This is a genomic window from Pseudophaeobacter profundi (assembly GCF_029697505.1).
Lineage (GTDB): Bacteria > Pseudomonadota > Alphaproteobacteria > Rhodobacterales > Rhodobacteraceae > Pseudophaeobacter > Pseudophaeobacter profundi.
Genome location: NZ_JARJEF010000001.1, coordinates 525157 through 538912, shown reverse-complemented (window position 1 = coordinate 538912; position 13756 = coordinate 525157). Strand labels below are relative to the sequence as shown.

Genomic DNA, 13756 nt, shown 5'->3' with positions numbered 1-13756 from the left:
CTAGGATTTCACTCCAAGCCCCATTTGCATCAGGCTGCGCCGTACAGGTGCCAGCGAATAGAGCGCATTCAGTCCCAGCGCACGCAGATCGCGCAGCGGGCGGGCTTCAATCATTGAACTGCGGTTCAACAGATCAATCCCTTTTACCCGTATCAGAATCTCGCGGTGGCGCGCCCGGTGGTAGGTGGCCAGCATTTCAGCATCCCCCAGCCCCTCTGGGCGGGCTTCAGCCAATTGCAGCAGCAGCCGCAGATCGCCCAGTGACATATTCAGCCCCTGCGCGCCGATTGGCGGCACCACATGGGCGGCTTCGGCCATCAGGGCCAGACGTTGATTTTCCAACCGGGCTGCATACTGGCTGATGATAGGCCAGATGCTGCGGCGCGAGGCCAGCGTCAGGGGACCGAACAGCCCACAGCTGCGACGGGTCATTTCCGCCTCAAACTCGGTGGGATCCAATGCCTGAAGGGCATCGGCGCGCGCTGCCCGTTCCATCCAAACCACCGCGGAACAGGGCTGGCCCTCGTGATCGGGCAGCGGCACCAGGGTAAAGGGCCCACCCGACCGGTGGATCTCGGTTGATACATTCTCATGCGGGATGGGATGGGTAACAGCAAAGGCCAGTGCCTTTTGTCCATAGCGCGTTGTCTTGACAGGAATGCCCGCTGCCTGCCGCATCGGGGATACGCGGCCATCACAGGCGATCACCAGCCGGGCGCGGATCTGGCTACCATCGGTCAGGGTGACGCGGGCCTCATCGCTGCGGGTAAACAGGGTTTCTGTTCCGGTGCCCGCGCGGAAATCCACATTGGGCAACTGGCTGATCCGCGACAGGATCTCACGGCGCAGCAGCCAATTGGGCAGGTTCCAGCCAAAAGGTTTGTCAGAAATATCAACGGCGTTGAAATCCTTGGTCACCCGCGGTTCCGGGGTGGATCCTCCGGCGTCGACAATACGCATGATCTGTAGCGGCGCGGCGTGATTGGCCAGGCTCTGCCAAAGGCCAATGCGCTCAAGCAATTCCTGTGCGGGTTGCAAAAACGCCGTGGTGCGCAGATCCGCCCCGGCGCCATCGCGGGTGGTTACCGGGGGGGTCGGGTCAACGCAGATCACGTGAAACCCGGCCGCCCCAAAGCCCGCCGCAGCGGTAAGACCGGCAACACCGCCACCGGAAATCAGAATATCACATGTTTCACCCATGGCCCTGCCTCCTGTCGTTCTTGTTCAGATAGGCTGGCAGCTGCAGCAATGACAAGCAGCATCTTCGCCTGGTGCCAGCGGGGCAGGGCCAATTGCGTGCCCCAGGCCCAGTGCCTAGCCCCGAGTGATGGCGATGAGCAGGGTAAAGATCACCGGCACCAAGGCAACGGCGGGCAAATAAAGGCCGGGAATGCCAAACAACAGGACCGAGCAGCCCCAAAGGCACACCAGGCTGATCAGGGCGTAGATGAAGTTTTCTTCCGGGCCATAGGCGACCTCTTTGGCGATCCGTCCCAACAGGGGCAGGGCAAAGAGAATACGTTGCCACAGGGGCAGGCGGTCGGGGAGAGTATAGGCAAGAGCCATGCGCGCGATCCTTATCAGTGTCTCGCAGCTGCATATAGGATGGAAAAGATACCTTTTGGAGATCTGTTTGCCGGTTCCTGACGATCTTGGCTGCGGCAGAATGTCCGCGCCGTGACTGGTCCGGCCGCAGTTACAGAATTTTGGCTAGAAATCCGGTCAGGTCATCGGTCTGGTGGTGGATGTGGCTGCTGTCGTGGTCTTCATCAAGTGGGTTTGGTGCAACATAGACAGTGCGCATGCCCATGGCATGGGGTGCAGAAAGGTTGCGCGGATCATCCTCGAACATGGCGGCACTGGCAGTCTGAATGCCGGCCTTTTCAAACACCATGTCAAAGGCGGCGCGCTCTGGCTTGGGGCGGAACTCGGCGTCTTCGACCCCGTAAATTCCATCAAACAACCCGCTAAGGCCCCGCGCGGCCAGAACGCGTTTTGCATAGGGCGCGCTGCCATTGGTATAGACGATACGCTTGCCGGGCAGCGCGTCAATGCGGGCGGCCAGTGCGGGATCCTGTTCCAGGTGATCCAGCGAGATATCGTGCACGGCATCCAGATAGGGCAGGGGATCCATGTCATGGTCGCGCATCAAGCCCGCAAGCGTGGTGCCGTGATCGCGCCAATAGCTGCTGCGCAGATGATCCGCCTCGGCTTGGTCCACCCCCAGCTGGGCCATCACATAGTTGGTCATCTTGACCTCGATCTGGTCAAACAGCCGGGCCGAGGGGGGGTACAGCGTATTGTCCAGGTCAAAGACCCAGTGGCGCACATGAGAGAAGGATGTCTTGATCATGATACTGGCTTAGGCAGGCCGGGGGCGATTTGCAATCGGGTTTTCTGGCTGAGCAGCGGCATTGTGGCAGTCGGCGCTGCCTGGTTTTCTGGATTATCGGCGTGCCAAGGCTTGTAAGCCATGGCACGACCTGTAGGAATATACCGCGACTGTCAAAGTGGGAAAGCCGATGAACCAGAGCCGCAGCAACCAGAACGATGCCTATTCCCTTATCCTGGAAGCGATCGACGTGGGCGTCTACAAGCCGGGCGACCGTCTGGTGGAAAGCGATCTTGCCGAGAAATTTGGCGTCTCGCGCACCCCAATCCGCGAGGCCCTGCAGCGGCTTGAAACCCAGTCGCTGCTGGAGCGGGATGGGCGTTCACTGATTGTCGCCTCGCTGGATCACAATCAGATGGCTGAACTTTATATGGTTCGGCGCGAACTGGAAGGCCTTGCCGCCAGTCTGGCGGCGCGCCACGCCACCGAAGAAGAGGTGCGGGTGCTGCAGGATATGGTCGATGCGGATGACGCGCTGGTTGATATGCCCTCTGATCTGGCCAAGGCGAACCGACGGTTTCACGAACAGATCCACCTGGCCTCGCATAACCGGTATCTGGTGCAGCAGCTGAACCTGGTGCATCGTTCCATGGCGCTGATGGCGACTACTTCGCTGGCAGCAGAGGGGCGTGGCGAAATTGCCCAGGCTGAACACAAGCGCATTGTCGCCGCCATCCAGGCACGGGATGAAGAGGCGGCAGGGCAGGCGTTGAAGGATCACATCTCTGTCGCCTTTATGACCCGGCTGAAGCAGGATGCCGGCGAACGTGGCAAGGGCCGCTAGCGGGTATCGCGCCGGATTCAGGCGCTATTTCACGGATAGGCGGCATAGAGTTTGCAGTGTCTTGTCAGACCTGTTCGGTATTGTCCCTGCGTTTTTTGGCGCTGGCAGTCTTTGCGGTCTGCGACCGCCCTTCTTTTGCCTGCGCGGACTGGGGCTGCGCGGATTGGGACTGTGCCGTCTGAGCTTCGCCAGGCTGCGCCGCAGCACGATCGGGCTGGACTGTCTGTTGTGGCTGGGGCGGCGGTTCTGGTCCAGTGAAAGCCGGATTGTCGGAGGGGCCAAGATGGTGCTGCGCATCAGTGTCGGGGGGGTGAACCCCATGGCTGGTCTTGTCCCAGAAGTAGGGATCATACAGCAGCTCATACAGGGCTTTGTATACGGCAATGGGCCCCATCAGATAATAGAACGGCAGCATCGGCACCCAGAGCGCCAGGCCAGGACGGCCTGAGGCAAAGGCCCCGAATGCGGCGATGATCATGCCGCAAAGTTCAAAAAAGACCAGCCAGGAAACCCCAAGATAGAGCAGATGTTCAGGCAGAATTTCGGCGCTGGGATGTGGCAGGCCAAAGACGATCAGCCAATATGTCCACAAAAAGGGGGACAGCAGAAACTGGCCGACCGTGCCGAGGAAAAATGCCTGAAAGCCTAAGAAGCCGACCCAGCCGAGTTCACGGGCCAGTCGAACGGGCTGGCGCATATGGACCAGATAGGTGGCCATAAACCCCTTTAGCCAGCGTGAGCGTTGGCGGATCCAGGCGGGATGGTGGCAGGCGGCTTCTTCATAGGTGGTAGTGGGCAGCATCTGGGTGCGATGGCCGGCGCGAAACAGGCGTACCCCGAGATCGGCATCCTCGGTCACATTATGGGCGTCCCAGCCGCCCAGATCATCCAACACAGCGCGCCGTATGAACATGGTTGTCCCACCCAGTGGTACCACCAGTTTAAGCCGCGCAATCCCCTGCAGCACGATGCGGAACCAGCCGGCATATTCCAGAGTGAAACAGCGTGATATCCAGTTTGCACGAGGGTTGTAATAATCCAGAACACCCTGAAAACAGGCCACTTCGGGCGGTGCCTGGGCAAAGGCGGCGGCGACCCGGTGTAATTGATCGGGTTGCGGTGCATCTTCGGCATCCCAAACCCCGACGATATCGCCGCGACAGAAATTCAAAGCATAGTTCATCGCGCGTGGCTTGGTGCGCAAGCTGCCCCAGGTTGGCACTTCGATCGCCTGCATCCAACTTGGCAGATTGGCCTTGGAAATGGCTTTCTGGGTGACGGTATCACCTTCCTCCAGCACCAGTATTATATCCATTAGCGCTGTGGGATATTGCAGTCGTCCCAACCGTTTGAGCAGCGCAGAACTGATCGCGGCCTCCTTGTAGAGGGGCACCAGCACGGAAATCTTGGGCAAAGCCTCCGCAGCGGGGGGCGGGCTGGCGACCAGCTGTTGTGGCTGTGCACCGCTGGCAAGTGGCGCTTGGTGTGCCGTTGCCTGTGTCAACAGATGGGCTGCCAGCCCCGTCAGTTTCAGCGCCGTATAAAGCATCAGCAGGATCAGCGCCGCGCCGCAACAGACAGCAAAGACCTCTAGCGGGAAAACGATAGACAGCGAAACGAACGAACTGACCGGCAGCAATTGTTTCAGCCGCTTTGAGTGTAAGAACAGGGTTCGGGTACTGAGCTCAGGCGCGATGCTGATGTTGGCCTGCCGCGCCATGGCGGTTTTGAGATGCTGTTGCAGCAGTGGCAGGATCTGGGGTTCGGGGGCCAGGACCGGGATAAAGGGGCCAAAGCGGTCTGTCAGAACTTGCCTCTGGCTTTCCGCGGCCTCGGCACTGCCAAATGCGATGGCAACGGTATCGCCAAGTTGGACCCAGGGAATTGCGCAGTTGCGCAGCCAGAAACTGGCAGGCATCCGGTTCAAGAGCGGGATGCTGGGCTTGTGTTTGCTCAGGTCTATGATGCGCAGGGCAAGGGCCTCGGCGCGGTAAACGCCATCGACCGCCGGTGGCGCGGATGGCAGCGTTTGCTCCCCAAGGTCTGCCGGTTCCAATGCCGCCGCCTGTTCGGACAGTGCAGTAAGGGACGGGGCTGTGCCGGGCAGCGCAGGGAGGTGTCTGTCAGTGGGCGTCGGCGGATGTCGCAGTGGTGGGGGCGGGTAGCCTTCTATTTCGACTTCTCCCGCTGGTCTTTGCGTCCTGTGTTTTTCCGACAGTTGGTACCGGGGCGCGGTATTGGAAACGGGTGTCGTTGCTCCTGCTCTGGTTGCCCAGGCAGGGCGGCGAAGACGTCTAGATCCGGGAGGCTGCGAACTGGGCATGCAATCACTCAACACCAAACAAACTCAGATCCTTGATGCATCCGAGATTGTTTAGCGTGACCTAGGCTAGGGGGTAGCTCAACAACCCTAGCGTGATTTTACCAAGAATTTACCCAGGCTTTACGAGGCTTTTCTGGTCGCCATGGCTTCGGCAAAACGTTCAAACAAATAGAAGCTGTCTTGCGGTCCAGGGCTTGCCTCTGGGTGATGCTGGACGGAAAAGACCGGGCGCCCGGTCATGCGAATCCCGCAGTTCGACCCATCAAATAGCGAGACATGGGTTTCTTCCACGCCTTTGGGAAGGCTTTGGGAATCGACGGCAAAGCCATGGTTCATCGAGGTGATCTCAACCTTGCCAGTGGCGTTTTCCTTGACCGGGTGGTTGGCACCGTGGTGGCCGTGGTTCATCTTGACGGTCCGGCCGCCAAGCGCCAGCGCGAGCATCTGATGGCCAAGGCAGATGCCAAAGACAGGCAGGGTGGTGTCCTGCAGCAGGCTTTCGATCATCGGTACCGCATATTCGCCAGTGGCAGCGGGATCGCCGGGGCCGTTGGACAGGAACACCCCATCGGGGTTATGTGCCAGCACCTCTTCGGCGGTGGCGGTTGCTGGCAGGACGGTTACGTCACAGCCAGCCGAAGCCAGGCAGCGCAGAATATTGCGCTTGGCGCCATAGTCGAGCGCAACGACCTTATGCACGGGGGCTTCCTGACGGCTATAGCCCTCGGGCCAGGCCCAACGCATTTCATCCCAGCGATAGCTTTGGGCGCAGGTCACCTCTTTTGCCAGATCCATGCCTTCCAGCCCCGCCCAGGCGCGGGCTTCGGCAATCAGGGCCTCGACGTCAAAATTCCCGTCAGGATCATGCGCCAGGGCCACATGGGGGGCGCCTAGCTGGCGAATGGCGCGGGTCAGGCGGCGGGTGTCGATACCGCCAATGGCGATCCGTCCGGTACGGCTGAGCCAGGCTGCCAGTTCTTCGGTGGCGCGCCAGTTGGAGGATTGTGTCGGATCCCATTTGACCACCATGCCGGCTGCCACGGGATCTGTTGTTTCGTCATCTTCTGGGGTGATGCCGGTATTGCCGATATGCGGAAAGGTGAAGGTCACGACCTGCCCGGCATAAGACGGATCGGTCATGATCTCTTGGTAGCCGGTCATAGCTGTGTTGAAACACAGTTCGGCCACGCATCGACCGGTGGCGCCAAACCCGGCTCCGTAAAAGACGGTGCCATCGGCAAGCGCCAGGCATGCGGTTGGCTTGGACGGTGCGGAATCGGCCATGACGAGACTCTCCTGAGGGTTAAATTCATCGGCTTTTAGGGGGCGGCGGGCGTGGGGTCAAGCCTGCCTGACATGCTTGGGCGCTTGCAAATGCACCGCCCGGAAAATGAACTATCGTGCGTCGCATTGGGCTATCGCTTGCCCTCAGGTCGGTTGCAACAGGCTGGTGCTTGAAATGCGCCCGGGGATTGGCTAGAGGTGCCAATTCCGCTTTCCTGAGGATGGATAAAACGTATGGATATGCGCAACCTGGTCAATCAGGCTCTGAAAAAGGCAATGAAAGACAAGGACGCCCAGCGGCTAAGCACGCTGCGCCTGATCAACGCTGCGATCAAGGATAAAGAGATCTCGACCCGTGCAGATGACGGCGAGACTGCCATCGGCGACGATGACGTTCTGGCGATTCTGGGCAAAATGACGAAACAGCGCAATGAAAGTGCCCGCGCCTATGAAGAGGGTGGCCGCCTGGATCTGGCGGAGCGGGAACTGGAAGAAATTGCAATCATCGAAGAATTCCTACCCAAGCAGCTGAACGACGCAGAAATCCGCGCTGCCGTAAAGGCCGCCGTGTGCGACACTGGTGCCGCATCAATACGCGATATGGGCAAAGTGATGGCGACCCTGAAGGGCAAATTCACCGGCCAGATGGATTTCGGCAAGGTCGGCCCCATGGTCAAGGACGAGCTGTGTAAAGACGGCGGCTGTTAGCAGGCGGCAGATCGCGTGTGCATGGGTGACATTGGCTGTCACCGCTGCAGCAAAGTTTGTTGACTTTTGCGGTGATGATTGGCGCGGTCTGAGTATTCATGGAAGGATGCTCTTGATGGACCGCATCGTAATGATCGTTGTCTCTATCCTGTTGGGTAGGACTATTGGCTATATCGCCAAGACGCCTACGAGGATCCGATCCTCTGGGGAGGCTGCGGCATGACAGCCGTCATTATTGGTAGGATGCAAATCCATAGTCGGGATTGGATGGGCGAGTACTTCGCAAAAATTCCCAAGGTGGTGGAAGAGCATCGGGGGCAATTTCTGGTACGTGGCGGCGATCCCGAAACCATGGAAGGCAGTGATCCGCCGCCGGATGCTGCGTTCATCATTGCGTTGCCGGAGCGGGCTCATACCAAGCGTTTCTGGAGTTCTGATGCTTTTCAAGCGCTTGCGCTATTGCGCCAGCCGGGTTCTACGTTGAATGCGATCTTGGTCGATAAGCTTTTGCAATGAATTGGCGGCTATGTCACGGACAACCGTCTTCTGCTTGCAGTTTCGCAGTCAAAAAACGCCTACAAGCTCGTCATAGAGCGCCTTGCGCTCATCCTCAGACAAGAACGCGCCTATTTCCACTTCGCGGTTGCCACCGCGCAGCGTGACATAGTTGGGCACGGGGCCATCCGTTGGGTGTAGTTCCACCGTTACCCAATAGCGATTGCACTGCCAGCTTTGCTGGGTGCCATTGGCATTGCGTCGCTCTAGCCGGGCCTCATGGGCATCAAGCGTCAGGACCTCGATCACCTGCGCATCGCGCCGGTTGCGGTCCAGTGCATATTTCAGGCCAAACAGCGCCAGCAGCAAAAACGGCAGCAGCCCCCAAAAGACTGCGGACCCGGCAAAGACCAGCAGTGGCAGGGCGATCAGCAGCGCGGTCATTCCAATGAAACGCGCATAGCCCTGCGGCGGCAGCGATTGATGCGGCCACAGATGCATTTCGCAGGGAGACTTGGGGTCTGGTGCGGAGGGTGGGGTGATCCAGGAATAGGGCATGGGTGGTCTTTGGCAATGGGCGGCGGTGGGGGAGCTTTGGGTATTTAGATATGTTGGAGACAGCTTTTCAAGCGGTCAAATCGGCACGCGTTCCCGGAAATGAAAAAGGCCCCGAAGCTGCTGCTGCGGGGCCTTTTGTTTAGCGAACACCAAACCTTAGTGAGAGTGGGATTTGTCCCAGTCTTCCTGCTTTGGCAGGATCTCGAAGGTGTGCTCTGGTGGGGGGCAGGGCAGGGTCCATTCGAGAGTGTCGGCGTATTCATTCCAGTAGTTGTTCTGGGTGATACGTGCGCCGCGCAGCAGCGAGTAGATCATCACACCAAAGAACAGAATGAAGGATGCAAAGGACAGGAAGGCGCCATAGGACGAGATCTTGTTCCAGTAGGCAAAGCCTTCGGGATAGTCGATGTAACGACGTGGCATGCCCTGACGACCCAGGAAGTGTTGGGGGAAGAAGGTCAGGTTGGCGCCGATGAAGAACATCCAGAAGTGAATCTGTGCGCCCAGCTCGTTGTACTGACGGCCAGTCATCTTGCCAAAGTAGAAGTAGATACCCGAGAAGATCGCGAAAACAGCACCCAAGCTCATGACGTAGTGGAAGTGTGCAACCACGTAGTATGTGTCATGATAGGCACGGTCCACAGCGGCCTGGCTCAGCACCACCCCGGTGACACCACCAACGGTGAACAGGAAGAGGAAGCCGAAGGCAAACATCATTGGTGCTTTGAACGAGATGGAACCGCCCCACATGGTGGCAATCCAGGAAAACACCTTAACGCCGGTGGGAACCGCGATCACCATGGTGGCCAGCATGAAATAGGCCTGTTGGTTCAGCGACATGCCAACGGTGTACATGTGGTGCGCCCAGACAACAAAGCCCAGAACGCCAATGGCGATGATCGCCCAGACCATGGGCAGATAGCCAAAGACTGGCTTGCGCGCGAAGGTGGCGATCACGTGGCTGATAATACCAAAGCCTGGCAGGATCACGATGTAGACTTCGGGATGCCCAAAGAACCACAGAATGTGCTGGTACAGGATCGGATCGCCGCCGCCGGCCGGATCAAAGAAGGTGAAGCCAAAGTTGCGGTCCATCAGCAACATGGTGATTGCGCCAGCCAGAACAGGCAGGGACAGCAGGATCAGCCAAGAGGTGACAAAGATCGACCAGCTGAACAGTGGCACCTTGAACAGGGTCATGCCGGGGGCACGCATGTTCAGGAAGGTGGTGATCATGTTGATCGCGCCCAGGATCGAAGAGGCGCCAGATACGTGCACCGCAAAGATCGCCAGATCCATCGAATAGCCGCCTTCATTGACGGACAGAGGTGGGTACAGAACCCAACCCACACCAGACCCCAGCTGATCGTTGCCGCCAGGCGACAGAACAGAGGCAACCGCCAGCGAAGTACCGGCGACATAGAGCCAGAAGCTGAGGTTGTTCATCCGGGGGAAGGCCATGTCAGGCGCGCCGATCTGCAGTGGCATGAAGTAGTTGCCAAAGCCGCCGAACAGCGCTGGGATCACCACAAAGAACATCATCAAGATGCCGTGGGCGGTGATCAACACGTTCCAAAGGTGACCGTTCGGGGTACATTCGCTGGAAGCGTCCGCAACAAAACGGGCACCTTCTGCACACATGTACTGAACGCCGGGATCCATCAGTTCCAACCGCATATAAACGGTGAACCCGACAGAGATGAAACCAACAATCGCCGAAACGATCAGGTAGAGAATGCCGATATCCTTATGGTTCGTGCTCATGAACCAGCGGGTGAAAAAACCGCGCTCGTCTTCGTGGCCGTGACCATGAATGGCTGCGTCTGCCATTAGGTGCCTCCTGTTGCATAACTTTCGGCCCCAGGAAACACTCCGGGTGGCCATAGACTCATATGCGGTTTTAGTGTGCCGTGTTGTGGCCTTCAATGGCGGAGTTTGATCTGGATCAAGAATAATTGTCGCGGGGACTTGTTTTTTTCAGCCTTTTTGCCAAATTCTGTGGCCCCATCCCAGATTGGTCGCGCTCAGGGCGTTTGGGGCAGGTTGCCCAGGACATGGGGCGCGGCGCTGACCGGGCGGCGCAAGACTTGACCCGCAGGCGCAAACCCGCAAAACCATGGCATGACCTAGCAATCAAGGAGCGCCCGTGATGACGGCCTATGACCCAGACAACATCTTTGCCAAGCTCTTGCGCGGGGAGATACTGGCAGAACGTGTTTATGAAGACGACGAAACACTGGCCTTCATGGATATCATGCCGCGGGCCGATGGGCATCTGCTGGTGATCCCCAAGACCCCCTGCCGCAATGTGCTGGATGCCAGTCCGGAACAGCTGGCGGCGGTGATGGCGACGGTGCAAAAGCTGAGCCAGGCCGTCATGCGCGCTTTTTCAGCCGACGGGGTGACGTTGCAGCAGTTCAACGAAGCGGCGGGCGGGCAGGAGGTCTTCCATCTTCATTTCCACATTCTGCCACGCCACGAAGGCGACAGGCTGCGCCCGCCCGGAAAGATGGCCGAGCGTGAAGTGATCGCCGCCCATGCTGCCCAAATCCGCGCCGCCTTGGCCGATGCATAGCAGCGGCGCGTAAATTCCTCGGCAGGCGCGGTCAGATCCCTGATGGCGCTTGCCCGAGTTCAGGCAATTTGTTCAGGCGATTTCCGCGGCAAAAACATCGAGAAAGCTGCGCTTCAGCGCCACATCAACATCTTCTAGGGTGACCGGCAGCCCAAGATCCACCAGGCTGGTGACGCCGTGTTCCTGGATGCCGCAGGGCACGATGCCGCCAAAATGCGCCAGATCGGGTTCGACATTGATCGAAATCCCGTGAAAGCTCACCCATTTGCGCAGGCGGATGCCGATGGCGGCGATCTTGTCCTCGCTCAGGCTGCCATCCGCCTGCCGTGGCTTGTCGGGGCGTTCCACCCAGACGCCAACACGCCCTTCGCGGATATGCCCGGTGAGGCTGAATTCAGCCAGCGCCCCGATCACCCAGGTCTCTAGCTCCTGCACAAAACGGCGCACGTCATGGCCGCGTTTGGCAACGTTCAGCATGACATAGACCACCCGTTGGCCCGGTCCGTGATAGGTGTATTGACCGCCGCGTTTGGAGGCATAGACCGGAAAACGATCGGGATCGGTCAGATCCTCGATCTTTGCCGAGGTGCCGGCGGTATAAAGCGGCGGATGTTCCAGCAGCCAGATGCATTCGTCGGCCGCGCCTGCAGCGATCTTTGCGGCCCGGTCTTCCATGAAGGAAATAGCCGTCTCATAGTCGACCAGACTGTCGGAGGTGATCCATTCAACCATAAAATGCTGTCCTATTTGGTTACGATCGGGAAACCCTGACCTCAGATTGCTGGCGAAATAACTAGGTTCACAAGGGCAAACCGGGTATTCTGATTCCATTCATGAGATCTATAAGGGGTGAGTGGCATGTTATCAAAGTCACTGAAGACGGCGTTGGCCGCATCAATTGTTTTTACATCCGGCGCAGGTTCTGTATCTGCTGACAACCTGGGCGCGGCCCTTGTGGGGGGGCTGATTGGCGGTGCCATTGTAAATGAGGTCCAGCGCAACAACCGCAACAATCGCACCACGCGGCGCAGCACGTCGAGCACCTATTCCGCGGCGCGGGAGCAAAACCGTGAAACCCAGACCTCGCTCAACTATTTTGGCTTTCCTGCGGGCACGCCCGATGGGGTCATGGGGCGCAAGTCGCGCACCGCAGTTGGGCAGTATCAGGCCTTTATGGGCTTTCCCACAACCGGCAAACTGTCTCCTTATGAGCGCGATTTCCTAGTCTCGTCCTATAGTCGCGCGCAGATTGGCGGGCCACAGGTCATCAAGGCGATGCAGGGCAATCAAGGCGTGCGCGGTCTGCTGCATGTCTGGCGCGACGAGGCCGCAGGGGTGCGCAGCGCCGGGCTGAGCTATAGCGGATCGGGATACGGCGGCATGCCCATCGAGGTGAGCCAGGCGGTGGATGAGATCGCCGCGAGTGCCGAACCCAGTGCCGAACAGCTGTTGCAGCGCTCTGGCTTCATGCATCTGGCCGATCTGAACGGCGATGGCAAAAACGACTACATGATTGATACCTCTGTCTCGGGCAGTTCCTTTTGGTGTGGGGCAACGCACTGTTCAGTCATGGTCTTTGCTTCGACGCCTCAGGGCTATCAGCGCAATGACTTCATGGCACGTGGTGTCACCACGGCGAGTTTCTCTTGTCATCAGGGCGTCTGCCGGATGAACGAAGATACCCAGATGGCCAGCGCTGCCGCCCCGGCGGCCCCAGCGCCAGGTGGCACCGTGATGGCCGCGGCCCCCGCACCGGTTGCGGTTGCGACCGCCCCCGCGCCAGCTCCGGCGCAGCCGCTTGCGGGCATCCAGCTCTTTGCCGCCCCGGCGGCGCCCGCCGCGACCCTGTCGCTGGCCAGCCATTGCAGCAAGCTCAGCCTGCTCACCGGGTCTAATGGCGGCTACATGACGGCGGCGACCATGACAGACCCCGAAGTGGCCCTGGGAGAGCAGTTCTGCCTGGCCCGGTCTTATGCAATCAATACCGGTGAAGGCATGGTCGCCAAGCTGGGCGGGGTCACCCAGGCGCAGGTCGATAGCCAATGTGATGCCTTTGGGCCTGCGGTGCAGCCCTTCCTGGCCAAGCTTGGCACGTCTTCGAGCCAGGCTCTGGTTGGTGAGGTGCAGAAGTTCGTGCTGCAATCCAACATGTCGATTGAGCAGTTGGCCAATACTGCCGGGATCTGCATGTTCTCTGGCTATCGCCGCGACAATATGGAGGTCGCGCTTGGGGCGGCCCTGATCATGGTTGGCATCGGTCAGCGCCCCTATGCAGAACTGCTTGGCCATCATTTGTCGCAGGGGTTTGGGGTGGCGAAATCCACAGCCCAGGCGCAGGATTGGTACGGGCTGGCGCTCACCGCGCTTGAGGCGGGTGCCGAGCCGGTGTTTGCTCCGGGCCAGCCTGAACGCTCCGGATTGATCAAGGCGGCCTCTGCTGGCCTGAGCGGCGGCGCTATGGTGCAGCCAGTCCCCGCAGCAGCAAGCAGTTCGGCATTGCCAACCTTTTCTTCCGACTGAGGTTCTCGGAAGATCTGACACGATAAATCAACGGTCGGCTGTCTTGTCCGGCCGTTGATTTTTCTTTTCGCCAAAACTTGCACAAAGGTTGAATTAGCCTCTTCACATCTGGGTGCT

At 59.1% G+C, this 13756-nt stretch carries 13 protein-coding genes; 5 read left to right on the top strand and 8 right to left on the bottom strand.

Annotation, left to right across the window (positions count from 1 at the left end):
* From P2081_RS02555 to P2081_RS02545, 3 genes are all read right to left on the bottom strand, one after another.
* Complete coding sequence (locus P2081_RS02555) at nucleotides 1-1200, bottom strand: UbiH/UbiF family hydroxylase (RefSeq protein ID WP_278921292.1); 1200 nt, start codon at nucleotides 1198-1200, stop codon at nucleotides 1-3.
* A gap of 114 nt (nucleotides 1201-1314) precedes the next feature.
* Nucleotides 1315-1566 carry a hypothetical protein gene (locus P2081_RS02550; RefSeq protein WP_278921291.1) on the bottom strand — a complete coding sequence of 84 codons (252 nt, stop codon included), beginning with the start codon at nucleotides 1564-1566 and terminating at the stop codon, nucleotides 1315-1317.
* Nucleotides 1567-1696: 130 nt separating this feature from the next.
* Nucleotides 1697-2353, bottom strand: coding sequence for a pyrimidine 5'-nucleotidase (locus P2081_RS02545; RefSeq protein ID WP_278921290.1), 657 nt, complete (start codon nucleotides 2351-2353; stop codon nucleotides 1697-1699).
* Nucleotides 2354-2522: 169 nt separating this feature from the next.
* Between P2081_RS02545 and P2081_RS02540 the strand changes: the two genes are divergently transcribed.
* Nucleotides 2523-3176, top strand: coding sequence for a GntR family transcriptional regulator (locus P2081_RS02540; protein WP_278921289.1), 654 nt, complete (start codon nucleotides 2523-2525; stop codon nucleotides 3174-3176).
* A gap of 64 nt (nucleotides 3177-3240) precedes the next feature.
* Here P2081_RS02540 and P2081_RS02535 read toward each other — a convergent pair whose 3' ends face one another.
* Together P2081_RS02535 and carA are read right to left on the bottom strand one after the other, a co-directional pair.
* Entirely contained in the window at nucleotides 3241-5232 is a 1992-nt protein-coding gene (locus P2081_RS02535; protein ID WP_278921288.1) for a glycosyltransferase, read from the bottom strand.
* 387 nt (nucleotides 5233-5619) lie between these two features.
* Entirely contained in the window at nucleotides 5620-6783 is a 1164-nt protein-coding gene (carA, locus tag P2081_RS02530; RefSeq protein ID WP_278921287.1) for a glutamine-hydrolyzing carbamoyl-phosphate synthase small subunit, read from the bottom strand.
* Between the two features lie 234 nt (nucleotides 6784-7017).
* On the opposite strand from carA, the gene P2081_RS02525 reads away from it, so the two are divergent.
* Both P2081_RS02525 and P2081_RS02520 read left to right on the top strand, forming a co-directional pair.
* Nucleotides 7018-7491 carry a GatB/YqeY domain-containing protein gene (locus P2081_RS02525; RefSeq protein WP_278921286.1) on the top strand — a complete coding sequence of 158 codons (474 nt, stop codon included), beginning with the start codon at nucleotides 7018-7020 and terminating at the stop codon, nucleotides 7489-7491.
* Nucleotides 7492-7710: 219 nt separating this feature from the next.
* Complete coding sequence (locus P2081_RS02520) at nucleotides 7711-8007, top strand: DUF1330 domain-containing protein (protein ID WP_278921285.1); 297 nt, start codon at nucleotides 7711-7713, stop codon at nucleotides 8005-8007.
* A 48-nt stretch (nucleotides 8008-8055) separates the two neighbouring features.
* Here P2081_RS02520 and P2081_RS02515 read toward each other — a convergent pair whose 3' ends face one another.
* Both P2081_RS02515 and P2081_RS02510 read right to left on the bottom strand, forming a co-directional pair.
* Nucleotides 8056-8544 carry a DUF2244 domain-containing protein gene (locus tag P2081_RS02515; protein WP_278921284.1) on the bottom strand — a complete coding sequence of 163 codons (489 nt, stop codon included), beginning with the start codon at nucleotides 8542-8544 and terminating at the stop codon, nucleotides 8056-8058.
* A 156-nt stretch (nucleotides 8545-8700) separates the two neighbouring features.
* On the bottom strand, nucleotides 8701-10374 hold the full coding sequence (locus P2081_RS02510; RefSeq protein WP_278921283.1) for a cytochrome c oxidase subunit I: 1674 nt from the start codon (nucleotides 10372-10374) through the stop codon (nucleotides 8701-8703).
* Between the two features lie 319 nt (nucleotides 10375-10693).
* Here P2081_RS02510 and P2081_RS02505 point away from each other — a divergent pair, with 319 nt between their 5' ends.
* The gene (locus tag P2081_RS02505) at nucleotides 10694-11119 is read left to right on the top strand and encodes an HIT family protein (protein WP_278921282.1); all 426 of its coding nucleotides are present in this window, start codon (nucleotides 10694-10696) and stop codon (nucleotides 11117-11119) included.
* A gap of 72 nt (nucleotides 11120-11191) precedes the next feature.
* Here the strand turns inward: P2081_RS02505 and lipB are convergent, their stop codons facing one another.
* Nucleotides 11192-11851, bottom strand: coding sequence for a lipoyl(octanoyl) transferase LipB (gene lipB / locus P2081_RS02500; RefSeq protein WP_278921281.1), 660 nt, complete (start codon nucleotides 11849-11851; stop codon nucleotides 11192-11194).
* Between the two features lie 126 nt (nucleotides 11852-11977).
* Between lipB and P2081_RS02495 the strand changes: the two genes are divergently transcribed.
* Complete coding sequence (locus P2081_RS02495) at nucleotides 11978-13639, top strand: peptidoglycan-binding domain-containing protein (protein ID WP_278921280.1); 1662 nt, start codon at nucleotides 11978-11980, stop codon at nucleotides 13637-13639.
* Nucleotides 13640-13756 lie beyond the last annotated feature (117 nt).